General features: G+C 70.4%; 19 protein-coding genes. 8 read left to right on the forward strand and 11 right to left on the reverse strand.

The window, feature by feature from the left end; genetic code table 11:
• The first annotated feature begins 310 nt into the window (after positions 1 to 310).
• Both gabT and V7793_RS16140 read left to right on the forward strand, forming a co-directional pair.
• Positions 311 to 1,660, forward strand: a complete 1,350-nt coding sequence (gene gabT, locus V7793_RS16135; RefSeq protein ID WP_336007021.1) for a 4-aminobutyrate--2-oxoglutarate transaminase — start codon at positions 311 to 313, stop codon at positions 1,658 to 1,660.
• Between the two features lie 336 nt (positions 1,661 to 1,996).
• Positions 1,997 to 2,806, forward strand: coding sequence for a phosphatase PAP2 family protein (locus V7793_RS16140; RefSeq protein ID WP_336007023.1), 810 nt, complete (start codon positions 1,997 to 1,999; stop codon positions 2,804 to 2,806).
• On the opposite strand, the gene V7793_RS16145 is transcribed toward V7793_RS16140, so the two are convergent.
• The 6 genes from V7793_RS16145 to V7793_RS16170 form a co-directional block, all read right to left on the reverse strand.
• A complete protein-coding gene (locus tag V7793_RS16145; protein WP_336007026.1) occupies positions 2,733 to 3,194 on the reverse strand; it encodes a hypothetical protein in 462 nt (153 codons plus the stop codon). The two genes, V7793_RS16140 and V7793_RS16145, sit on opposite strands and share 74 nt — an antisense overlap.
• 239 nt (positions 3,195 to 3,433) lie before the next feature.
• On the reverse strand, positions 3,434 to 4,846 hold the full coding sequence (locus V7793_RS16150) for an NAD(P)/FAD-dependent oxidoreductase (RefSeq protein WP_336007028.1): 1,413 nt from the start codon (positions 4,844 to 4,846) through the stop codon (positions 3,434 to 3,436).
• Between the two features lie 4 nt (positions 4,847 to 4,850).
• The gene (locus V7793_RS16155) at positions 4,851 to 5,681 is read right to left on the reverse strand and encodes an ABC transporter permease (protein ID WP_336007030.1); all 831 of its coding nucleotides are present in this window, start codon (positions 5,679 to 5,681) and stop codon (positions 4,851 to 4,853) included.
• Positions 5,681 to 6,604, reverse strand: a complete 924-nt coding sequence (locus tag V7793_RS16160; protein ID WP_336007032.1) for an ABC transporter permease — start codon at positions 6,602 to 6,604, stop codon at positions 5,681 to 5,683. The genes V7793_RS16155 and V7793_RS16160 overlap by 1 nt, the downstream gene beginning before the upstream one ends.
• Entirely contained in the window at positions 6,604 to 7,767 is a 1,164-nt protein-coding gene (locus V7793_RS16165) for an ABC transporter ATP-binding protein (protein ID WP_336007035.1), read from the reverse strand. Before V7793_RS16165 ends, V7793_RS16160 begins: the two co-directional genes overlap by 1 nt.
• A 110-nt stretch (positions 7,768 to 7,877) precedes the next feature.
• A complete protein-coding gene (locus V7793_RS16170) occupies positions 7,878 to 9,074 on the reverse strand; it encodes a polyamine ABC transporter substrate-binding protein (protein ID WP_336007037.1) in 1,197 nt (398 codons plus the stop codon).
• Positions 9,075 to 9,316: 242 nt separating this feature from the next.
• Between V7793_RS16170 and V7793_RS16175 the strand changes: the two genes are divergently transcribed.
• Positions 9,317 to 9,757: a phospholipase gene (locus V7793_RS16175; RefSeq protein WP_336007039.1), complete on the forward strand. Its 441-nt coding sequence runs from the start codon at positions 9,317 to 9,319 to the stop codon at positions 9,755 to 9,757.
• 88 nt (positions 9,758 to 9,845) lie between these two features.
• Here V7793_RS16175 and V7793_RS16180 read toward each other — a convergent pair whose 3' ends face one another.
• Together V7793_RS16180 and V7793_RS16185 are read right to left on the reverse strand one after the other, a co-directional pair.
• Positions 9,846 to 11,369, reverse strand: coding sequence for a gamma-aminobutyraldehyde dehydrogenase (locus tag V7793_RS16180; RefSeq protein ID WP_336007041.1), 1,524 nt, complete (start codon positions 11,367 to 11,369; stop codon positions 9,846 to 9,848).
• A 217-nt stretch (positions 11,370 to 11,586) separates the two neighbouring features.
• A complete protein-coding gene (locus tag V7793_RS16185) occupies positions 11,587 to 12,075 on the reverse strand; it encodes a DUF4190 domain-containing protein (RefSeq protein WP_336007043.1) in 489 nt (162 codons plus the stop codon).
• Positions 12,076 to 12,179: 104 nt separating this feature from the next.
• Here V7793_RS16185 and V7793_RS16190 point away from each other — a divergent pair, with 104 nt between their 5' ends.
• Positions 12,180 to 12,812 (forward strand): NADAR family protein, encoded by a 633-nt coding sequence (locus V7793_RS16190; RefSeq protein ID WP_336007045.1) that lies wholly within the window; start codon positions 12,180 to 12,182, stop codon positions 12,810 to 12,812.
• Here V7793_RS16190 and V7793_RS16195 read toward each other — a convergent pair.
• Positions 12,764 to 13,345, reverse strand: coding sequence for a DUF4190 domain-containing protein (locus tag V7793_RS16195; protein ID WP_336007047.1), 582 nt, complete (start codon positions 13,343 to 13,345; stop codon positions 12,764 to 12,766). The genes V7793_RS16190 and V7793_RS16195 overlap by 49 nt on opposite strands.
• A 424-nt stretch (positions 13,346 to 13,769) precedes the next feature.
• Between V7793_RS16195 and V7793_RS16200 the strand changes: the two genes are divergently transcribed.
• On the forward strand, positions 13,770 to 14,792 hold the full coding sequence (locus V7793_RS16200) for an adenosine deaminase (protein WP_336007050.1): 1,023 nt from the start codon (positions 13,770 to 13,772) through the stop codon (positions 14,790 to 14,792).
• A 36-nt stretch (positions 14,793 to 14,828) separates the two neighbouring features.
• On the forward strand, positions 14,829 to 15,542 hold the full coding sequence (locus V7793_RS16205; protein ID WP_336007053.1) for a glycerophosphodiester phosphodiesterase: 714 nt from the start codon (positions 14,829 to 14,831) through the stop codon (positions 15,540 to 15,542).
• A 120-nt stretch (positions 15,543 to 15,662) separates the two neighbouring features.
• Here V7793_RS16205 and V7793_RS16210 read toward each other — a convergent pair whose 3' ends face one another.
• Positions 15,663 to 16,850 carry a polyamine ABC transporter substrate-binding protein gene (locus tag V7793_RS16210; RefSeq protein WP_336007056.1) on the reverse strand — a complete coding sequence of 396 codons (1,188 nt, stop codon included), beginning with the start codon at positions 16,848 to 16,850 and terminating at the stop codon, positions 15,663 to 15,665.
• Positions 16,851 to 17,137: 287 nt separating this feature from the next.
• Positions 17,138 to 18,589, reverse strand: coding sequence for a gamma-aminobutyraldehyde dehydrogenase (locus tag V7793_RS16215; protein ID WP_336007058.1), 1,452 nt, complete (start codon positions 18,587 to 18,589; stop codon positions 17,138 to 17,140).
• 164 nt (positions 18,590 to 18,753) lie between these two features.
• On the opposite strand from V7793_RS16215, the gene V7793_RS16220 reads away from it, so the two are divergent.
• Together V7793_RS16220 and V7793_RS16225 are read left to right on the forward strand one after the other, a co-directional pair.
• Positions 18,754 to 19,257 carry an Lrp/AsnC family transcriptional regulator gene (locus V7793_RS16220; RefSeq protein ID WP_058046499.1) on the forward strand — a complete coding sequence of 168 codons (504 nt, stop codon included), beginning with the start codon at positions 18,754 to 18,756 and terminating at the stop codon, positions 19,255 to 19,257.
• The gene (locus V7793_RS16225; protein ID WP_058046498.1) at positions 19,242 to 20,621 is read left to right on the forward strand and encodes an aspartate aminotransferase family protein; all 1,380 of its coding nucleotides are present in this window, start codon (positions 19,242 to 19,244) and stop codon (positions 20,619 to 20,621) included. Before V7793_RS16220 ends, V7793_RS16225 begins: the two co-directional genes overlap by 16 nt.
• The last annotated feature ends 40 nt before the right edge of the window (positions 20,622 to 20,661 follow it).

Here is a 20,661-nt window from a genome sequence, read left to right on the forward strand (position 1 = left end):
GTGCCCTCGTGCTCCATCGCTGCCCCTCGCCCCCCGCCGGCCGACTTCTGGCTTTCTCGTCTGAGTGCGCGCCGCCGCTCAATCTAGTGGTCGGCCGGGGCGAGTTCAGCGTCCCCGGCCATGCCGAGCGCATGATCACCCGAGGAACGCGCTGACGGACCCGTCACGCCCTGTCACGCCCCGCCATGTCCGGTACGGACAACGCGACGCGCCCACTTCTCCCGAACGGAACATGCCCGACCCCCGCTCCCGCCCCTAGCCTGCGACTAAAAGTCCGTTGGAAGCCCGTTCTCTCCCCCTGGAGCACCTCATGACCGAACTGACCGGAGGCCCGGCCCTCCCCCAGGAGCGCCGCATCGTCACCGCGATCCCCGGCCCGAAGTCGCAGGAGCTGCTGGCCCGGAAGAACGCTGCGGTCGCAGGTGGCGTTGGCCTGACGCTGCCGGTGTTCACCAAGCGCGCCGGCGGCGGCGTGATCGAGGACGTGGACGGCAACTCCCTGATCGACTTCGGCTCCGGCATCGCCGTAACCTCCGTCGGCAGCTCCGCCGAGGCCGTGGTGCGCCGCGCCACCGCGCAGCTCGCCGACTTCACCCACACCTGTTTCATGGTGACGCCCTACGAGGGCTACGTGGAGGTCTGCGAGCAGCTCGCCGAGCTGACGCCGGGTGACCACGCCAAGAAGTCCGCGCTGTTCAACTCGGGCGCCGAGGCCGTCGAGAACGCGGTCAAGATCGCCCGCTCGTACACCAAGCGCCAGGCCGTCGTCGTCTTCGACCACGGCTACCACGGCCGTACGAACCTGACGATGGCGCTCACCGCCAAGAACATGCCGTACAAGCACGGCTTCGGCCCGTTCGCCCCCGAGGTCTACCGCGTGCCGGTGGCCTACGGCTACCGCTGGCCCACCGGCCCGGAGAACTGCGCCGAGGAGGCCGCGGCCCAGGCCATCGACGCCATGACCAAGCAGGTCGGCGCCGACAACATCGCCGCGATCATCATCGAGCCGGTGCTCGGCGAGGGCGGCTTCATCGAGCCGGCCAAGGGCTTCCTGCCGCGCATCGCGCAGTTCGCGAAGGACAACGGCATCGTCTTCGTCGCGGACGAGATCCAGTCCGGCTTCTGCCGCACGGGCCAGTGGTTCGCGTGCGAGGACGAGGGCGTCGTCCCCGACCTGATCACGACGGCCAAGGGCATCGCGGGCGGCCTGCCGCTCGCCGCCGTCACCGGCCGCGCCGAGATCATGGACGCGGCGCACGCGGGCGGCCTGGGCGGCACCTACGGCGGCAACCCGGTGGCCTGTGCGGCGGCGCTCGGCGCGATCGAGACCATGCGCGAGCTGGACCTCAACGCGAAGGCCAAGCGCATCGAGGAGGTCATGAAGGACCGCCTCTCCGGCATGCAGGAGAAGTTCGACATCATCGGCGACATCCGCGGCCGCGGCGCCATGATCGCGATCGAGCTGGTGAAGTCCGGCAGCAAGGACCCCAACCCGGAGGCCGCCGGCGCGCTCGCCAAGGCCTGCCACGCGGAGGGCCTGCTCGTGCTCACCTGCGGCACGTACGGCAACGTGCTGCGCTTCCTGCCGCCGCTGGTCATCGGCGAGGACCTGCTCAACGAGGGCCTGGACATCATCGAGGCCGCTTTCGCCCGCCTGTAGCCGCCGGTGAGGGGGGTTGCGGGTGAAGAACCTGTGCGGAGCGGGTGGTGGACGAGTGATCCGGCTGTCCGGACCGCCCGCCCTGCCGTACGGTTTCTGCAGATGAGAGAAACACCTCGTCCGCAGGGGACTGCGGACGGAGCCGAGCCGGTACTTCCCCAGTGCCGACCCGGCCGTGCCTTCGCGCACACCACTGGAGCCCTGCGCTCCGGACATCCTCACCGATCGGATGGCCGCCCGCCCCATACCCCCCGGGGCGCGCGGCACCCCGGTCCTCACGGCGGCCTCGGAACCTCCCCCCCTGTTCCGGGGCCGCCGGCACGGTCCCGCCGCCTCGTGCGCGGGCTCTTCCCGGCGTTCTGTGCGCTGCTCTTCGCTCTGGTCACCTGGCAGGTCGCGGCGCGCGGCCCCGTGCGGACGCTCGACGAGGACCTCGGCCGTACGGTGTCCGGCTCCTCGTTCCCCGGCGCAGCCGCGCAATTCCTCGCCGACCTCGGCAACGCATCGGTCGCGGTGCCCGTGCTGGTCGTGGCCATGGCCGTGTCAGCACTGCTGCGCCGCCGCGGCCCCAGGCCGTGGGTGCCGCCGCTGTGGGCAGCCCTCGCCATGGCGGCCGTACCGGCCGTCGTCGTACCGGTGAAGTCCTGGATCGGCCGCACGGGGCCCCCGGCCATGGCGGCGACCGGGGCGCACGACGGCTTCTTCCCTTCAGGGCATACAGCCACCGCCGCCGTCGCATACGGGGCGGCTGTGCTGCTGCTTCTGGCGCCCCGTGCCGACTCGTTCCGCACGCCGCCCCATGCCGGTGCCTCCGTGACGCCGCCCCATGCGGAGCCTGCCCGCTCGCTGCCCCATGCCGCCGCCCCTGCCGATGCGCCGCCCCATGCGGAACCCGACGGCATGAGGCCCCGCAACCGGCACGCGCGCGCACGCGCGTGGGCAGCCGTGGCGTACATCCTCCTGAACGCAGGCGTCGCGGTCGGCCTGGTGCGGTGTGGCTATCACTGGCCGCTGGATGTGGTGGGCGCGTGGTGCCTGTCGGGCGTGCTGTTGTGGGGGCTGGCACGGGCCCTCACCCTTCCTGTCCACCGGCCAGGTCCGCGGCGGCCTCGTGCATCGACAGTTCCAGCAGTGCCGGATCGGTGAGCGTGCCGTCGCCGTCGGGCGGCACCACCCAGCGGACGCCCGAAGCCGCCCGCCCCGGGTGAGGGACGACGACCCAGCTGCCGGCCCCGGCGGCCCGTACGCCCGTGGCGAACCACCTCGCGGCAGTGCCCGGGGGGACGAAGAAGCCCATGCGGCAGTCGCCGAAGTCGGCCAGGACGGGACCGACCCGTGCTGTGCAGCGGGTGAGGACCTCCAGCGTGGGGCGGCCCAGCTCGCTGGGGAGGATGAGAACGTCCCAAAGCCTGCCGGCGGGCAACAGTGCCACCCCGAGGGGGTTGCGCTCCCACTCCCACCGGCAGGTCCCGGGGTCGGGTGCGGCCCTCGCCAGCCACTCCATCGCGCTCCGCTTCTCCGCGTCGTCACTCATGGCGGTGCCTCCGTTCCGTGTTCGCTCGTCCTGCGTTCACGGATGGAGAGGCCGCGGAGCGCGGATCATTACACGGTTTCCGGGTCCGACCGGGGGTGAAGGGTTCACTGTCCGCAGGACGGCGCGCCCCCGTGCGCCCCGAGGGCGCATGGGGCGGGCCCGCCGCCTGCACGGGGCCGGAGCATGGGGCCCGGCATGGGGCCTGCACCAGGCACGAGACGCGAGGCCCCCGCCCGCCCTCAGCTGTCGAACCCCAGGCCCACCTTGTCCATGGCCTTCAGCCACAGGTTGCGGCGGCCGCCGTTTTCGTCGGCCTTCGTCATCGACCACTGGGTGATACCGATGCCCATGGAGCGCACCGGCTCGGGCGGGAACGGCAGCGGCTTGCTGCGCACCATCTCCAGCTCTGTCCGCTCCGTGCGCTCCCCGGAGAGCAGGTCGAGCATGACGTCGGCCCCGAAGCGGGTGGAGCCGACGCCCAGGCCCGTGTAGCCGAGGGCGTAGGCGACCTTGCCGCCGTGCGCCGTGCCGAAGAAGGCGGAGAAGCGCGAGCAGGTGTCGATGGCGCCGCCCCAGGTGTGGGTGAAGCGCACGCCTTCGAGCTGGGGGAAGCAGCGGAAGAAGTGCTCGGCGAGCTTCTGGTACGTGGCCGGGTGGTGGTCGTACTCCGCCCGGACGCCGCCCCCGTAGTGGTAGACGATGTCGTAACCGCCCCACAGGATGCGGTGGTCGGGCGTGATGCGGAAGTAGTGGAAGTGGTTGGCGGCGTCTCCCAGTCCCTGCCGTCCCTTCCAGCCGATGGCATCGAGCTGTCCGGCGTTCAGGGGCTCCGTCATGAGCGCGTAGTCGTAGACGGGGGCGATGTACGGGCGGACGCGCTTGACGAGCGAGGGGAAGGCGTTGGTGCCGAGCGCGGCGTGCCGGGCGTAGACGCGCCCGTAGGGGGTGCGTACGGCGATGCCGGCGGCGCGGGAGGACAGTTCGGTGCCCGGCGTGTGCTCGTAGATGCGCACGCCGAGCTCCGTGCAGGCGCGCTTGAGGCCCCATGCGAGCCGGGCGGGGTGCAGCATCGCCACCCCGTCCCGGTCCCAGAGGCCGGCGAGGAAGGTCGGGGAGCGGACCTCGGCGCGCAGGGCCTCCCGGTCGAGGTATTCGTACCCGGTGATGCCGAGTGCCTCGAGCTCCTCCGCGGCCTCCTGCAACTCGTGCACCTGGTGCGGGGCGGTGGCGATGTCGATCTCGCCGGTGCGCTCGAAGTCGCAGTCGATGCCGTGGCGGGCGAGGGTGGCCTCGATGTCGTCGAGGTTCTGCAGGCCGAGCTTGTGCAGCGTGGTGAGCTCGTCCGGCCAGCGTGCCGCCCCGTTGGCCCAGCCGTGGGTCAGGGAGGCGGAGCAGAAGCCGCCGTTGCGGCCGGAGGCGGCCCAGCCGGTCTCCTGGGCCTCGATGAGGACGACGTCCCGGCCGGGGTCGCGCTCCTTGGCGAGGAGCGCGGTCCACAGCCCGGAGTATCCGCCGCCGACGACGAGCAGGTCGCAGTGCTCGTCGCCGACGAGCGCCGGGAGCGCCTCCGGCCGGGAGGGGTCGTCGAGCCAGTAGGGCCGGAAAGCGGCGTCGGAAAGTGCTTGGACAGGGTTCATGGCACGAGCGGCCATGTTCTCAGCTCCTTTTTCGGCGCCCGCCGATCAGCTGACCGACGAGGACGCACAGCACGGCGACGGCGAACATCGCCGTTCCGATGACATTGATTTGAACGGGTGTGCCCCGTTGTGCGGATCCCCAGACGAACATGGGGAAGGTCACAGTCGAGCCGGAGTTGAAGTTGGTGATGATGAAGTCGTCGAAGGACAGGGCGAAGGAGAGCAGGGCGCCCGCCACGATGCCCGGGGCGGCGATCGGGAGGGTGACCCGCAGGAAGGTCTGCAGCGGGGTGGCGTAGAGGTCCTGGGCGGCTTGTTCGAGCCGGGGGTCCATGGACATCACCCGGGCCTTGACGGCCGTCACCACGAAGCTCAGGCAGAACGTGATGTGGGCGATCAGGATGGTCCAGAAGCCGAAGGTGACGCCCATGTTGAGGAAGAGGGTGGCCAGCGAGGCGGCCATGACGACCTCGGGCATGGCCATCGGCAGGAAGATCAGGGTGCTGACGGAGGACCGGGCGCGGAAACGGTAGCGGGCGAGCGCGAAGGCGAGCGCCGTGCCCAGGACGGTGGCGCCCACGGTCGCCCAGACGGCGATCTGCAAGCTGAGCGAGAGGGAGCCGCACAGGTCGGCGACGCCGCACGGGTCGGTCCAGGCGTCGGTGGAGAAGCGCTGCCACTCGTAGTTGAAGCGGCCGTTGGGCTTGTTGAACGAGAAGACGGTGACGACGACGTTGGGCAGCACGAGGTAGGCCAGTGTGGCCAGCCCCGCGAGCACGACGAGGTTGCGGCGGAGCCACCGCACGGGGCGGCTGGAGAGGACGGTCCGGCGGGCGGGCGTAGCAGTCATCAGACCAGGTCCTCCGTCCCGGACTTGCGGATGTAGACGGTGACCATGGCGAGGATGGCGGCCATGAGGATGAAGGACAGGGCGGCGGCGGTCGGGTAGTCCAGGACGCGCAGGAACTGGGACTGGATGACGTTGCCGATCATCTTCTGGTCGGTGGAGCCGAGCAGCTCGGCGTTGATGTAGTCGCCCGTGGCGGGGATAAAGGTGAGCAGCGTGCCGGCGACGACGCCGGGCATGGACAGCGGGAAGGTCACCTTGCGGAAGGTCGTCAGCGGGCGCGCGTAGAGGTCGCCGGCCGCCTCGTGCAGCCGCGCGTCGATGCGCTCCAGGGACGTGTACAGCGGCAGGATCATGAACGGCAGGAAGTTGTAGGTCAGGCCGCAGACGACGGCGAGGGGCGTGGCGAGCACGCGGTGCCCGTCGGTGACCCCGAGGGCGCTGGTGACGTCGAGGACGTGCAGGCTCGCGAGGGCGGAGACGACGGGGCCGCCGTCGGAGAGGATCGTCTTCCAGGCGAGGGTGCGGATGAGGAAGCTGGTGAAGAACGGCGCGATGACGAGGATCATCAGGACGTTGCGCCACCGGCCGGCCTTGAAGGCGATGAGGTAAGCCAGCGGGTAGCCGAGGGCGAGGCAGAGCGCCGTCGCGGTCGCGGCGTAGGCGACGGAGCGCAGGAACTGGGGGTAGTACTCGGTCAGCGCGTCCCAGTACGTGGCGAAGTGCCAGGTGACGTCGAAGCCCTCTTCGAGCGATCCGGTCTGTACCGAGGTGGAGGCCTGGTAGACGAGCGGGGCGGCGAAGAAGACGAGCAGCCACAGGATGCCGGGGAGCAGGAGCCAGTACGGAGTGAGCTTCCTGCCCCGTGCGGCGGTGCGGAGGGGCGGCGCGGGGGCCGCGGGGGGCTGGTCGGTGACGAGTGCCATCAGGTGCCCTCCCCCGCGTCCGTGCCCGCCTCGATGCTCTGCGCGGCGTCCAGGCCGAAGCTGTGCCCGGGGTTCCAGTGCAGGACGACGTCGGTGCCCGGAGCGAGGCGGCTGTCGCGCTCGATGTTCTGCTCGTAGACCGACAGGCCCGAGGCCACGGGGCTGTCGACGAGGTACTGGGTGGAGACTCCGATGAAGCTGGACGCGGTGATGCGGCCGTGGACGCGGTTGCGCCCCTCAGGGATGGTGCCGGCGTCGTCGGCGTGCGTCAGGGTGATCTTCTCCGGCCGTATGCCGACGAGGAGCTTCCCGCCCGCACGGGGGGCGGTGGTACATCGCGCCCGGGGCAGGGCGAGTTTGGTATCCGCGGCGCGCAGGACGAGGGTCTCGCCGGAGGCGTCGAGGACCTCGGCGGTGATGAGGTTCGAGGTGCCGAGGAAGTTGGCGACGAAGGTGGTGCGGGGGGTCTCGTAGAGGTCGGCGGGGGCGCCGAGCTGCTCGACCCGTCCGGCGTTCATGACCGCGACCGTGTCGGCCATGGTCATGGCCTCCTCCTGGTCGTGGGTGACGTGGATGAAGGTGATCCCGACCTCGGTCTGGATGCGCTTGAGCTCCAGCTGCATCTGCCGGCGCAGCTTGAGGTCGAGGGCGCCGAGGGGCTCGTCGAGCAGCAGCACTTGGGGGTGGTTGATCAGGGCGCGGGCGACGGCGACGCGCTGCTGCTGGCCGCCGGAGAGCTGGTGGGGCTTGCGGCGGGCGTAGTCGCCGAGCTGGACGAGGTCGAGCATGTCGCCGACCTGCTTCTTGACGGACTTGATTCCGCGGCGGCGCAGGCCGAAGGCGACGTTCTCGTAGATGTCGAGGTGCGGGAAGAGCGCGTAGCTCTGGAAGACGGTGTTGACGGGGCGCTTGTGCGGGGGGAGGGCGGTGACGTCCTGTCCGGCGAGCTCGACGGTGCCGGAGGTGGGCTGCTCCAAGCCGGCGATCATGCGCAGGGTGGTGGTCTTGCCGCAGCCTGAGGCGCCGAGCAGGGCGAAGAAGGAGCCGGCGGGGACGCTCAGGTCGAGCGGGTGGACGGCGGTGAAGGCGCCGTAGCTCTTGCTGATGGCGGTGAGGCGGACGTCCGTGCCGCTGCTGCTGTCGGTCGGGGCGGTTGTTGTCATGGGTCTTGGGTCCAGGGGTCTCGGGGGCGTGAGCACGTACGGCACGTACAGCCGCGTACGTTCTCATATGTCCGGGGCCGGGCGCCGCGCCGGTGGCCCGTTTCGGCGGTTCAGGCGCCGGTGAGCTCGGAGAAGGCGGCCTCGAACGCCTTCTCCTCGGCGGCGGTCAGGGAGCGGAAGGCATGGGCCTTCGCCAGCATCGCCTCGCTGGGGATGATCAGGTCGTTCTCGGCCAGCTTCTTGTCGATCTTCGCGAGCTCGTCCCGCAGCCCGGCGACCGGGCTGACGTAGTTGATGGCGGCGGCGAGCCGCGCGGCGACCTTGGGCTGGTAGTAGTAATCGATGAGGCGCTCGGCGTTCCTCTGGTGGCGGGCGGTGCGGGGGACCAGAAGATTGTCGCTGGAAAGCATGTAGCCCGCGTCCGGGATCGCGTACTGGATGTCGCTGTTGTCGGCCTGGAGCTGGACGAGGTCTCCCGCCCAGGCGATGCAGGCGGCGATGTCACCCTTGTTGAGGTCGCCCGTGTAGTCGTTGCCGGTGAAGCGGCGGATCTGCCCGCGGTCACGGGACCGGCGCAGGCGGGCGACTGCGTCGTCGTATTCCTCGGCGGTGACCTCTTCGGGCCTCCTGCCCATGTCGAGAAGCGTGAGGCCGACCGTGTCGCGCATTTCGGAGAGGAGCCCGACACGGCCCTTGAGCCGCGGATCGTCCAGGAGCTGGGAGACGGAGTCGACCTTGCGGCCGCCGGTGGCCTTGCGGTTGTAGGCGATGACGGCGGGAATGCCGGTCCACGGATACGAGTGGACGCGCCCGGGGTCCCAGTCGGGGGCGCGGAATCCCGGGGCGAGATTGGCGTACGCGTTGGGCATGTGAGCCGCGTCGAGCCGCCGGGCCCACCCGAGCCTGATCATGCGGCCGGCCATCCAGTCGGTGACGCAGATCAGGTCCCGGCCTATGTCCTGGCCGGCGGCGAGCTGTTTGCCGGCCTTGCCGAAGAATTCGACGTTGTCGTTGATGTCCTCGGTGTAGGTCACGGCGATGCCGGTCGAGCGCCTGAAGTCGTCGAGCGTGGGGCGGCTCGTGCCGTCCGCGCCCGTGTCGATGTACTCGGTCCAGCTGGAGAAGGCGAGGGTCCGCTCGTGCGCGGAGCGGTCCTCGGAGGCGCCCGGAGCGCCCTCCGGACGCCCCGCGGGTGGGATGCCGCAGCCGGCGAGGGACGCGAGCGCGCCGGAGGCGAGCGCACCTGCTCCGCCGGCCCGCAGCAAAGTCCGCCGGTTCACGGTGGTCCGTGGCTGGTAGCGCTCCATGCAAGGTGCCCTTTCCGTAGCTCCAACGGACTTTGAGCGAGGATCCTGGCAGAGCAACTCGGCCCGAACAAGGGATTCCGTTGTTGCCTTTTGGTTACGCAACGGTGCCATGATCCCCATGGATCACTCGGGCATGGACCTGCCAACCTGATGCTTGCTCACAGGGGAGCGAGCGGGCAGCACAAATCCGCTCGCGGCACGGAACACAGAAAACGGGGAAACCGTTGGGTTACCGAAAAAGAGTGACAGCTGTCACGGCACTGGGCGCCGCACTGCTCATGGGGGCCGCAGCCGAACCGGCAATCGCCCAACCGTCACCGAAACCTCCGCTCCAGACGTACACCGACAAACTTCTCTTCGACCATTCGATGGACCGGTTCCAGTCCGTACGCAACGACAGAGCCCACAGCGACAAGCTCGACTGGTCGTCGGACGGCTGCTCCCAGGCGCCCAACCGGCCCATGGGCTTCAACTTCCTTCCGTCCTGCCAGCGGCACGACTTCGGGTACCGGAACTACAAGAAGCAGGGCCGGTTCGACCACACCACCCGTCTCGCCGTGGACAAGAATTTCAAGGCGGACATGTACGCCTACTGCCGCACCCTGCCCAAGGCGAAAACCGGCAGCTGCGAATACTGGGCCCGGGTCTACTACGGCGAGGTCCGCAAGCACGGCGGGCCATGATTTCCCGGCCGGCGCACGAACCGGCCGGAGAAGGCACCTGAGGCCTGGAATACGAAGCGAGCAGGAGAACCGGCACGGGAAAAGGGCGTCAGCCCAGGGAGAAAACGGTCCGGTGCCAGGGCTTGCGGGCCACCGCGGTGTTGTCGGACATGACGTGTTTGACCTGGGTGTATTCCTCGAAGGAATACGCAGACATGTCCTTTCCGTAGCCTGATGCCCGGTAACCGCCGTGCGGCATCTCGCTGATGATCGGAATGTGGTCGTTGACCCACACGCAGCCCGCCTTGATCTCCCTGGTGGCCCGCCCCGTGCGGTAGACGTCCCGGCTCCATGCGGAGGCCGCCAGCCCGTACGGCGTGTCGTTGGCGAGCGCGATGCCCTCGTCGTCGCTGCCGAAGGGCAGCACGACGAGCACGGGGCCGAAGACCTCGTCCTGGACGATCTCGCTGGACTGGGCGGCTCCGGTGACGAGCGTGGGGCGGTAGTACGCGCCCTTGGCCAGCTCCCCCGCGGGCGCCGTGCCGCCGGTGACCACGGTGGCGTACGAGCGCGCCCGGTCCACGCAGCCGGCGACGCGGTCCCGCTGGGCGTACGAGACCAGCGGGCCGAGGTCGGTGGCGGGGTCGAAGGGGTCGCCGAGGCGCACGGACGCCATCAGGTCGGCGACCCCGGAGACGAACGCGTCGTACAAGGGGCGCTGGACGTAGGCGCGGGTGGCCGCGGTGCAGTCCTGCCCCGTGTTGATGAGGGCGCCGGCGACCGCCCCGTGCACGGCCGCTTCGAGGTCGGCGTCGTCGAAGACGACGAACGGGGCCTTGCCGCCGAGTTCGAGGTGGAGCCGCTTGACCGTCCGCGTGGCGATCTCGGCGACGCGCCTGCCGACCGCCGTCGATCCGGTGAACGACGTCATGGCGACGTCCGGATGGCCCACGAGGCGCTCCCCCGCGTCCGCGCCGGCGCCGCAGACCACGTTCACGACGCCGTCGGGGATGCCGGCCTCGGTCGCGGCCTGGGCGAACATCAACGACGTCAGGGGCGTCAGCTCGGCGGGTTTGAGCACGATCGTGTTGCCCGCCGCGATCGCCGGGAGGACCTTCCACGCGGCCATCTGCAGGGGGTAGTTCCAGGGCGCGATGGAGCCCACCACACCGATCGGCTCGCGGCGCACGTAGGAGGTGTGGTCGCTGCTGTACTCGCCGGCGGACCGGCCCTCCAGGTGGCGCGCCGCGCCCGCGAAGAAGGCGGTGTTGTCCACGGTGCCCGGCACGTCGAACCCGGTGGTGAGACGGATCGGCTTGCCGCACTGGGCGGACTCCGCGCGGGCGAACTCCTCCGCGCGGTCCGCAAGCACGCCCGCGAACCGGTGCAGTGCGTCGGAGCGCTCCCCCGGGGTCGCTCCCGCCCACGCGGGAAAGGCCCCCACGGCGGCTGTGACAGCGGCGTCCACGTCCTCCGGACCGGCCAGTTCGTACCGGAGGACCTCTTCGCCGGTAGCGGGGTCCACGACCGCGTGCATGCGGCCCGAGGTGCCGGGGCTCAAGCGGCCACCGACGTACTGGGCTCCGCCGGCGAACCGCCCCGCCGCATCGAACCGTTGATCCGTCGCGCCCATCAACACACTCCTCCGGCCGGCTGCGCCCTCCTCTGCGCTGCACCGCGCAGGGGCGCCGAAGCCGATCCTGGCAGAGGAGGCCGTAACCAACAAGGGATTCCGTCGCAGTCCGCATGTCCTGCGACGGAATCAGTGAGAGGCAAGCCTTCGAAGTGCCGCACGGGGCCCTCGCCGACGTGGGGCCCGGGGACCGGGGCACGGGGCGGGTGCGGTTCGGCTACAAGCCGGCACCGATGCCGAGGAGACTCGCGAAGAAGGCGAACCACAGGACGGGAAGCACCAGGGCCACGATGCCGAGGACGATGCCGGTGGTGGCGGCGCCCCGGTTGGTCGCCTCGCCCTTCGTGACCTTGGAGCGGCCGACTGCGCCGAAGATGATGCCGAGGATGCCCAGGATGAGCCCGAAGAACCACAGGAAGACCAGGAGGCTGCAGACGGCGCCGATGATGCCGCAGACGAGGCCGGCGGTGCCCATGCCGTTGCTGGGCTGCACCCCGCCCGCGTAGCCGTAGGGCGGCTGGACCGGCGGTGCGGAGGGGTAGCCGCTCTGCGCCGGGTAGGCACTCTGCGCCGGCGCGGGATACCCGCCCTGCCCGGGGTAGCCGCCCTGCGCCGGCTGGGCCTGGCTCGGGTAGCCGTAACCGGGCTGCTGGGGCGCCACCGGCGGCTGGGGCGCCCCATAAGGATTCTGGTTGTAGTCAGACATGAAGAAGGTCCCCTCCGTTGAACTGCGTCGGGCAATGCTATGGGGAACGGTCGTGCCCGGTCAGCCCAGTTCCACTGCCCGGGGCCGATGCGAGAATGCCCGATATGAAGATCAACGGGGACCAGCACGGATTCGCACCCACGGGGCAGCATGCGGACGGCCCGCGTTCGGTGGCCGAGCTGACGGCCGCCGTCGCCCGCGGCGAGCATTTCAAGTACGTCTATTTCTGGGGCCACCAGGCACGTCGGGACGGCACCATCGGGGCGAGCTGCTTCAGTCAGTGGTGGCCTTCGCCGTTCACGGTGGACGGCACCGTCTACGCGACGGCCGAGCACTGGATGATGGCCGGCAAGGCGCGGCTCTTCGCCGACGCGGAGGCCGAGGCGGAGGCGATCGCCGCGTCGCACCCCAAGCAGGCGAAGGACGCGGGCCGCAAGGTGCGCGGCTTCGACGAGGAGACGTGGCGGCAGCACCGCTTCGAGCTGGTGGTGGAGGGCAGCGTCCACAAGTTCGCGCAGGACGCGGCGCTGAGCGCCTTCCTGCTGGGCACCGGTGAGCGGGTGCTGGTCGAGGCCAGCCCGCTCGATCGGATCTGGGGCATCGGCCTGGCCGCCGACGACGAGCGCGCCCAGGACCCCGCCCGCTGGCAGGGCGACAACCTCCTCGGCTTCGCGCTGATGGAGGCGCGTCAGCGACTGGCGTCGCGGTCCACGAGCAGCACCGGCGCCGACAAGTAGGCGCCGTACGTCGCGCCTGGCTCGTCGTCGGGCACGGGGCCGTCACTGTCGTCGACATCGATGTTGATGTAGACGATGACCATCAGGACTGTGGCGACGAGCGCCGCGCAACCGAGGATCAGCCCGGCGAGGGCCTGTCCGGGGTTCGTGGCCTCGCCGCCGCGCACCTTGGCGCGGCCCACGGCGCCGAAGATGACGGCGAGGATGCCGAGCACCGCCCCGAGGACGACGGTGGGCGAGAACACGGTGCCGACGATGCCCAGCACCAGGGCCGCCAGCCCCAGGCCGTTACTGGGTACGGGCTGCTGCGCGTAGAGCAGTGACGCCGGATAGCCGTACGCGCCCGGCTGGTAGGAACCCGGGCCGTAGGGGCTTTGACCATAAGGGCCCTGGCCGTAGGGCACCTGCAGACTGTAGGGGGCAGCCGATCCCGGGGGCACAGAGGGGCCGCCGGGCGCTCCGTACGGGGCCTGGTCGTACGGGCCGCTCCGGTACGCGCTGGGCGTGCCGGGGCCGGTCGGCGCGAGGGGCACGGGCGGCACGGTGCCCGGGGCGGGGGCATGGGGCGGCTGCGGAGCCGCATGGGGCGGGGACGCGGCATGGGGCGCCGGCAGCGCATGGGGCCCGGAGGGTGCCACGGCGGCATGGGGCACCGGCTGTGCCAGAGGCTGAGGCGGCGTCACAGCTGCGGCATGGGGCACCGGAGCGGGCTCGGCATGCTGCCCGGGCGCCGGCTGCCGGCCGGGCTTGTCGAGTGCGACCCGCCGCTTCGGCGGAGCCCAGGGATCGGGGTCCCGCGGCTCGGAGTGCCCATCGGCCCCGGCTGCCTTGTCAGACATAGCCCTCCCCAGTCGATACCCGTCATGCTAAGGCCTGAGGACAACCGTCGCGTACGTCCCGCATACGATGAACGGCACCCGTCGACAGGCTCCAGCCGACCGCGCCATGGAGGCATGCATGTCCGTACTCGACTCGTTCATCGCCGGGCTCCCCAAGGCGGAGCTCCATGTGCACCATTTCGGGTCGGCGTCCCCGCGCATCGTGGCCGAGCTGGCCGCCCGCCACCCGGATTCGCCCGTGCCCACCGACCCCGAGGCGCTGGCCGACTTCTTCACCTTCCGCGACTTCGCCCACTTCATCGAGGTCTACCTCTCTGTCGTCGACCTGATCCGCGACGCCGAGGACGTGCGGCTGCTGACGTACGAGGTCGCGCGCGACATGGCGCGGCAGAACATCCGCTACGCCGAACTGACCGTCACCCCCTTCAGCTCGACCAGGCGCGGCATCCCGGACGCCGCCTTCGTGGAGGCCATCGAGGACGCCCGCAAGGCGGCCGAGACGGAGCTGGGCGTCGTGCTGCGCTGGTGCTTCGACATCCCGGGCGAGGCGGGGCTGGAAGCCGCGGAGGAGACCGCACGGATCGCCTGCGAGCTCAAGCCCGAGGGGCTGGTCTCCTTCGGGCTGGGCGGACCGGAGATCGGCGTGCCCCGGCCCCAGTTCAAGCCGTACTTCGACCGGGCCATCGCCGAGGGACTGCACAGCGTGCCCCACGCCGGCGAGACGACGGGCCCGCAGACCATCTGGGACGCCCTGGTCGACCTGCGCGCCGAGCGCATCGGTCACGGCACCAGCGCCCCGCAGGACCCGGCCCTGCTGGCCCACCTGGCGGAGCACCGCATCCCGCTGGAGGTCTGCCCGACGTCCAACCTCGCCACCCGCGCCGTGACCGACCTGGCCCGCCACCCCATCAAGGAGATGGTGGCCGCGGGCGTCCTGGTGACCGTCAACAGCGACGACCCGCCCATGTTCGGCACGGACCTCAACCGGGAGTACGGCGTCGCCGCACGCCTCCTGGAGCTCGACGCGGCAGGTGTCGCCGGGCTCGCCAAGAACGCCGTGGAGGCGTCGTTCATGGACGAGACGGGCAAGAAGGCGCTCCGGGCGGAGATCGACGCCTACACCGCGACCTGGCGGGGCTGAGCCCCGCGGGCGCGCGCCGCGGCCACAATGGGCCCCATGACCGGCCCGAACTCCCCTGCTGCAAGCGCCCGCACCGTCACCGCTGTCGCCCACCGCGGCGATCCGTACCTGTTCCGGGAGAACACCCTCGCCTCGATCCGTTCGGCCCTGCGGGCCGGGGCGGGGGCAGTGGAGGTCGACGTCCGGCTGACGCGCGACGGCGTACCCGTGCTGTTGCACGACGCGACGCTCGAGCGCCTGTGGGGTCACACGCGGGTCCTGGACTCGCTCACGGCGGACGAACTGCGGGAACTGACCGGCGGCGGCGTGCCCACCCTGCGCGAGGCCCTGCAGCTCGATGCAGAGCGGTCCGGACCGCGGCTGTTCATCGACCTGCCGGACGCGTCGGCCGCCGAGGCCGCCGTCGCCGAGGTGCACACGAGCGGAGCCGCGGAGCGCGTGTACTACTGCGGTGGTGTGACATCGATGCTCGCAGTACGCCGCGCGGACCCGGCCGCGGAGACCGCCCTGACATGGACGACGCTGATGCCGCCGCGCCGTGCCCTGCTCGACGCCGTGGCCCCGCGCTGGCTGAACTACCGCTTCGGGCTGGTGAGCCCCGAACTCGTCGCCCGCAACCACTCCGACGGGCTTCTGGTCTCCGCCTGGACCGCGGACACCCGCTTCACGATGCGCCGGCTGCTGGCAGCAGGCGTCGACGCGATCACCACGAACCGGGTCGGTACGTTGCGGTCGCTGCTGCGCGGCTGAACGGGGGCCGGGCGGCGGAGGGTCCGGCATAAGGCGGCGGGGGCGGTACACCGCCGCATGGGGCGGCCTGAAGCGGCCGCATGGGGCCGCGCGCATGGGGCGGCCCGGCGGCGGGCGCGATCAGAGCCCGACGATCTCGTTCCACTCCTTGGTGAAGCCGGGCCGCTCCTTCGCGGTCATGTCGCGCGCCGTCGCAAGGCGTTTACGCATGTCGTCGCTCGGGAAGATGAGCAGGTTCCCGGCGAGCTCCGCGAGTTCCTTGTCGGAGGACGAGGCGAGAACGTCCCGTGCGGCCGGCACGGGGCAGACGTAGTTGACCGCCGCGGCGAGCTCGGCGGCCACCTCGGGCCGGTAGTAGTAGTCGACGAGCGCCTCGGCGTTGCGCTTGTGGCGAGCGAGGTTGGGGACCATGAGGCTCTCGGCCCACAGCTCGGCGCCCTCCTCCGGGACGACGAACTCGATGTCGGGGTTGTCGGCCTGGAGCTGGATGACGTCGCCGGAGTACGCCTGGCAGGCGAGCACGTCGCCCGACGACAGGTCCTTGATGTAGTCGTTGCCGGTGAAGCGGCGGATGTGCCGCTTGCGCACGAGGCGGCGCAGCTGGTCGGTCATGGTGTGGAAGTCGTCGGCGGTCCAGCGGGTGACGTCGGCGCCGTTGCCCTGCATGAGCAGCGAGTACGCCTCGTCCAGGCCGGCCAGCAGCGTGACCCGGCCGCGCAGGTCGTCCTTCCACAGGTCGGAGGTGTGCCGGATCTCCCGGCCGAGCTTCTTGCGGTTGTACGCGATGCCCGTGATGCCGGACTGCCAGGGGACGGTGTGCAGCCGGCCGGGGTCGAAGGAGGGCTTGCGCAGCAGCGGGTCGAGGTTGCGGTCGACGTTCGGCTGGCGGGAGCGGTCCATCTCCTGGACCCAGCCCAGGCGCACGTAGCGGGAGGCCATCCAGTCGCTGACGACGATGAGGTCCCTCCCGGTCCCCTGATGGTTCATCAGGGCGGGGCTGACCTTGCCGAAGAACTCGTCGTTGTCGTTGATCTCTTCGGTGTACTTCACCGATATCCCGCTGCGCTTCTCGAAGGCGTCGAGGGTGGGGCGCTTCTGCGGGTCGTCCTCGTCGACGTCGATGTAGAGGGGCCAGTTGGCGAAGACGAGGCTCTTGTCGCGGCTGGAGCGGTCCTCGGCGCCCCGGTCGGCCGGCTCGACGTACGCGGCGGGCACTCCGCACCCGGCGAGTGCGGCGGCCCCGGCGCCGGCGCCCAGCGCGCGCAGCAGGGTCCGGCGGGACAGGGGCTTCACGGGCTTCTCTCGCATTCGGGCAGCATGGCGGGGCGGATCTTCGCGGACAATGTACGGCCTGTCCGGGAGGCGACTGCACTTCCCGACACCTTGACGGCCCGGGAACGGCCGGCCGTCGATGATACCGGGGCACGACGCGCAGTGGTCCGCACCGGAAACACCCGGTACGGACCACTGCGGGGTGTCTGCGTCCGCCCCGTGCCACGGGACGGCATGGGGCCCGCCTTGCCGCATGGGGCGGGCCGCCCTCACCGCATGAGGCAGGCCCCGCCCCACCACCGCACGAGGCGGCGCCGGCTCCGTCAGTCCAGCGACGTCATGACGTGCTTGACGCGCGTGTAGTCCTCGAAGCCGTAGGCGGACAGGTCCTTGCCGTAGCCGGACTTCTTGAAGCCGCCGTGGGGCATCTCCGCGACCAGCGGGATGTGGGTGTTGATCCACACGCAGCCGAAGTCGAGCTTCTTGGACATCCGCATGGCGCGGCCGTGGTCCTTGGTCCACACCGAGGAGGCCAGGGCGTACTCGACGCCGTTGGCGTAGGCGACGGCCTGGTCCTCGTCCGCGAAGGACTGGACCGTGATCACGGGGCCGAAGACCTCGTGCTGGACGATCTCGTCGTCCTGCTTGAGGCCGGAGACGACGGTCGGGGCGAAGAAGTATCCCTTCTCCCCCACCCGGTGCCCGCCCGCCTCGAGCTTGGCGTGGCCGGGCAGCCGCTCGATGAAGCCGGCGACCTGCTTGAGCTGGTTGGCGTTGTTGAGCGGGCCGTAGAGGACGTCCTCGTCGTCCGGCTGCCCGGTCTTCGTCTCGGCGGCGGCCTTGGCGAGCGCGGTGACGAACTCGTCGTGGATCGACTCGTGGACGAGGACGCGGGTGGCGGCCGTACAGTCCTGGCCGGCGTTGAAGTAGCCGGCGACCGAGATGTCCTCGACGGCCTTGGCGATGTCGGCGTCGTCGAAGACGACGACGGGGGCCTTGCCGCCGAGCTCCAGGTGGACGCGCTTGAGGTCCTTGGAGGCGGACTCGGCGACCTGCATGCCGGCCCGCACGGAGCCGGTGATCGAGGCCATCGCCGGCACCGGGTGCTCGACCATGAGGCGGCCGGTCTCCCGGTCGCCGCAGATGACGTTGAAGACGCCCTTCGGGTGCCCGAGCTCCTCCAGCACGCCGCCGATGATCTCGGCGATGAGCACGGTGGAGGCGGGGGTGGTGTCGGAGGGCTTGAGGACGACGGTGTTGCCCGCGGCGAGCGCCGGGGCGAACTTCCACACCGCCATCATCATCGGGTAGTTCCACGGGGCGACCTGGGCGCAGACGCCGATCGGCTCGCGCCGGATGATCGAGGTCAGGCCCTCCATGTACTCGCCCGCGGAGCGGCCCTCGAGCATGCGCGCGGCGCCCGCGAAGAAGCGGATCTGGTCCACCATCGGGGGGACCTCTTCACTGCGGGTGAGGGCGACGGGCTTGCCCGTGTTCTCGGACTCCGCGGCGATCAGTTCCTCGGCGCGCGCCTCGAAGGCGTCGGCGATCTTGAGGAGGACCTTCTGGCGCTCTCCGGGTACGAGGTCGCGCCAGGCCGGGAAGGCGGCCTCGGCCGCGGCCATGGCGGCGTCCACGTCCACGGCGCCCGACAGCGGGGCGGTGGCGTAGGCCTCGCCTGTGGCCGGATTGACCACCTCGGTGGTCCGCCCGTCGGCGGCGTCCCGGAACTCCCCGTCGATGAAATTGCGAAGACGACGCAGCTCGGTGGTCATGGCTGCCACCCCTCCTGTCAGATGTCCACTGGGTGAGACCGTCAGCCTAGTCAGTGAGGCCACGCTTTCGACATACCTCACACCCATGAACGACGGAATCAGTTATTCCTCGGCACCTGGACAACGAATTTCATCGCCTGAGGGTTGCCACACGGGCGAGACGCATGCACAGTGGAGTCGTGGCCACTCGTAGTCCAGACCCGAAGAGCGTGCACGGCACGCCACCGATCGACGCAGTCTCCCTGGCGATCATCGAGCAGCTCCAGGAAGACGGCCGCCGCCCCTACGCGGCGATCGGCAAAGCCGTGGGGCTGTCGGAGGCAGCCGTGCGGCAGCGTGTCCAGAAGCTGCTCGACCAGGGCGTCATGCAGATCGTCGCCGTCACCGACCCGCTCACCGTGGGGCTGCGACGGCAGGCGATGGTCGGGATCAACGTCGAGGGCGACCTCGATCCGGTCGCCGACGCCCTGACCGCGATGGACGAGGTCGAGTACGTCGTCGTGACCGCAGGCTCCTTCGACCTCCTCATCGAGATCGTCTGCGAGGACGACGACCATCTCCTCGAAACGATCAACAAGCGCATCCGGACCCTGCCGGGCGTGCGCTCCACCGAGAGCTTCGTCTACCTCAAGCTCCGCAAGCAGACCTACACGTGGGGAACCCGATAGCCGTGAGCAAGGACCTCTCCCAGACTGCATACGACCACCTGTGGATGCACTTCACCCGCATGTCGTCGTACGAGAACGCCCCCGTGCCGACCATCGTGCGCGGCGAGGGCACCTACATCTTCGACGACAAGGGCAAGCGCTACCTGGACGGCCTCGCGGGGCTGTTCGTGGTCCAGGCGGGCCACGGGCGGGCCGAGCTGGCCGAGGCGGCCGCCAAGCAGGCTCAGGAGCTGGCCTTCTTCCCGGTGTGGAGCTACGCGCACCCCAAGGCGATCGAGCTCGCCGAGCGGCTCGCCCACCACGCCCCGGGCGACCTCAACAAGGTCTTCTTCACCACCGGCGGCGGCGAGGCCGTGGAGACCGCCTGGAAGCTCGCGAAGCAGTACCACAAGCTCACCGGCAACCCCACCAAGTACAAGGTGATATCCCGGGCCGTCGCCTACCACGGCACGCCCCAGGGCGCACTGGCCATCACCGGCCTGCCGGCCCTCAAGGCACCTTTCGAGCCTCTCGTCCCCGGCGCCTACAAGGTGCCCAACACCAACATCTACCGGGCCCCGATCCACGGCGACGACCCCGAGGCGTTCGGCCGCTGGGCCGCCGACCAGATCGAGCAGCAGATCCTCTTCGAAGGCCCCGACACGGTCGCGGCCGTCTTCCTGGAGCCGGTCCAGAACGCGGGCGGCTGCTTCCCGCCCCCGCCCGGCTACTTCCAGCGGGTGCGCGAGATCTGTGATACGTACAACGTGCTGCTCGTCTCGGACGAGGTCATCTGTGCTTTCGGCCGCCTCGGCACGATGTTCGCGTGCGACAAGTTCGGCTACGTGCCCGACATCATCACCTGCGCCAAGGGCATGACGTCCGGCTACTCCCCCATCGGCGCGGCCGTCATCTCCGACCGGATCGCCGAGCCGTTCTTCAAGGGCAGCAACACCTTCCTGCACGGCTACACCTTCGGCGGCCACCCCGTCTCGGCGGCGGTCGCCCTCACCAACCTCGACATCTTCGAGCGCGAGGGCCTCAACCAGCACGTGCTGGACAACGAGGCGGCGTTCCACGCGACGCTCTCCAAGCTGCACGACCTGCCGATCGTGGGCGACGTGCGCGGCAATGGCTTCTTCTACGGCATCGAGCTGGTCAAGGACAAGGCCACCAAGGAGTCGTTCACGCCGGAGGAGTGCGAGCAACTGCTCTACGGCTTCGTGTCCAAGAAGCTGTTCGAGAACGGCCTGTACTGCCGGGCCGACGACCGTGGCGACCCGGTCATCCAGGTCGCCCCGCCGCTGATCTCCGACCAGTCGACGTTCGACGAGATCGAGCAGATCGTCCGCGGCGTGCTGGCGGAGGCCTGGACCAGGATCTGACCGGACCTCACGACCGGACCAGGGCGAGCCGCCGGCACCA

The organism is Streptomyces sp. KLMMK, from assembly GCF_036961605.1.
Taxonomy (GTDB): domain Bacteria; phylum Actinomycetota; class Actinomycetes; order Streptomycetales; family Streptomycetaceae; genus Streptomyces; species Streptomyces telluris.